The sequence below is a fragment of the Clostridium boliviensis genome (assembly GCF_033342255.1).
Taxonomy (GTDB): domain Bacteria; phylum Bacillota; class Clostridia; order Lachnospirales; family Lachnospiraceae; genus Lacrimispora; species Lacrimispora boliviensis.
Map to the genome: position 1 here is coordinate 1 of NZ_JAWONS010000279.1, position 2,237 is coordinate 2,237.

Here is a 2,237-nt window from a genome sequence, read left to right on the forward strand (position 1 = left end):
TCCTTGTGCCATTCTCGATCCCCCTCTGGAGGCCTGCCGGAGCGGATCCGGCAGGCCATTGTGTTATAATGACATCGGGTTATTTGTTTTGCTCAGCGTCGCCGTTGGGCTTTTCTTTTTTCTCCTTCTCCTCTTGCGCTTTCAGGATTTCGTCCAGCTTTTTCAGGGCCTCTTCGCCGATGTAAACTTTTCCGGTCGTTACTTTCACTGTGTTCACCTCCTTTTTTCTTCTCGTGAACTTTGTTCAATTATAGTATAACATCGACTTGAACAAAGATCAAGTATTTGGAGAAAAAATTTGCGGGTATCCGGGCTATCCGCAGAAGTCAGCAAATTCAGACAGCAGCCATCCTCCTAGATTCCCTGAGGCCCGCCGGAGGCATAAAAAAAGGACGCCAGAGCGTACGCGGCGCAAAGGAGGGGAGTTATCATCTCCAGAGCGACGGGAACGGGATCCTTAACTCCCATCCTCCTGAGTTCCCGTCGGCACCCCGACGGGAACTCGCCTCCTGCGCCGCGTCAAGGGGAAGGGGGAAAAGAGTGCCCTACTCCCCGTGCGACGTCAGGAGCTACGGGGAGTTGGCCACTGTTTTCCCCCTTAGCGAACAGAGTGCCCTACGGGCTGTAGGCGTTAGCCGTACAGCCCGTTGGCCACTGTGTGAGCGACCCTTGAGCGACCTCCCTCTTTTTCGTGAATTTTTTCCGCATCCTGCACACTCTTTTTCCATATGGTTTAATACCTTTGAAAATAGTTTATATAACAAACTGGTTTTTTCTAACTACCGTTCTAACCCTCTTTCCATGGTGATTTCCTGCTGTTTCTGTTGGAACCGCTCTTTTTTCAGCTCCATTTCCCACGTCAATTCGTGGAGGGGTTTGGGTTTGTCTATATATGCTTTTCCCTTCATTTCTCCATCCATCTTGAGGTATTTCTGGCCGTTCTCGTTATGGTAAGAAAGCCGGATATTCGGATTTCGGTTCCATTGTATCTCTTCCTTCTTGATGAAGAAGTTCCCTTGTCCATCTGTCCTTACAGGAGCATATCCCAATGTTTTACCATCGGTCACATAACAGCCGATCCGTTCCCCGGGGGTCAGGTTTCTGATTTCATCGGGAACTTGAAGCCGATAGGCATCACCTTCGCTTCCTACTACTCGGACAGCCTGATCCCGTTGGACCGTTTGATCTTGATGGAAGGTTGTTTCTTTTTTCTGTTCTTTCTCTAGGTCGAGGATATACCCTTGGATCTTCTCTGCGGCTGCCGCGGCTCGAAAGATTTCCAACGGATCGTTCTTCAGCACTTCGATCCAGCTTTTAACGTAGGCGGCGTGTTGGCCTGGATCATAGCCAATCCCCAGTTCATCGCCAAGAATCATGCTGGCGATTTCAGCGCGCAGCTCTTCCTTAGCGTACTCCGGACTGCCGAATGGATGGTTAAGATCCCGGTTCAGCCGGGACGGATGGCCTGTCCAATGGCCCAATTCATGGAGTGCAGTAGCGTAATATCCGGCGGCGGTAGGAAATTGGTCTTTCGCCGGCAAATGAATACTGTCTGTGCTAGGCCGGTAAAAAGCCCGGTCAATTTCGCCGTGATAGATCTTGGCTTCGGAAGCTTGCAGGATTCGTTCCGCCCGTTCGATGGGATCCCATTGGATCTCTTTCTTTTTTCTTTCCAGCGGCGGCAAACCCTCAATCTGTTGGGCATTGAAGACAGTAGCATAAAATACCCGGGGACGTTCTAGTTTGACTTCTTCTTTGACCGGCTTTCCGTTTTCGTCCAAGACAGGTTTTCCGTTCTCATCCAAAACGGGGCGGGTTTCGGTGAATTTCCAGTACTGAATTCGGGTGCCTTTTTCCCCGCGCCGAACATAAGCTCCAACGGATTGGGCCTGTTTGTAAGTCATCCAGCGCGGATCACTGTATCCTTGGGCCATTAGATGGATGACGTTGACGCCTTTGTACCGCTTCCCGGTAATGGGGTTCCACGGAAGCATAGAATTGGGATCCCCGGGTTCCCATGGCTTTTGCCAGGGTGCGGTACCCTTTTCGAGTTGTTCGATGAGCCTTTCTGCAACCTGTACATGGTATGGTTTTTTCTTGTCAGCCACGTTCTCACTCCTCCATGATGGTTGCATTCTTTAAGCCGATGTCGCTTTCTAAAGCGTCTTCTTCGCTTATGGCGTCCTCAACAAAAGCTCCGGCCTGCTCCGCTTCTTCCGGGTCAAATTCGACCTGGT

General features: G+C 50.7%; 3 protein-coding genes. All 3 read right to left on the minus strand.

Going from position 1 to position 2,237, the window contains the following annotated elements; translation table 11 throughout:
* Positions 1-79: 79 nt before the first annotated feature.
* Positions 80-208: a hypothetical protein gene (locus tag RZO55_RS18670; RefSeq protein WP_318065773.1), complete on the minus strand. Its 129-nt coding sequence runs from the start codon at positions 206-208 to the stop codon at positions 80-82.
* A gap of 571 nt (positions 209-779) precedes the next feature.
* Positions 780-2,108, minus strand: coding sequence for an ArdC family protein (locus RZO55_RS18675; RefSeq protein ID WP_318065774.1), 1,329 nt, complete (start codon positions 2,106-2,108; stop codon positions 780-782).
* Between the two features lie 4 nt (positions 2,109-2,112).
* The coding region (locus RZO55_RS26080) for a hypothetical protein (protein ID WP_500683313.1) at positions 2,113-2,237 on the minus strand (125 nt) is incomplete at its 5' end.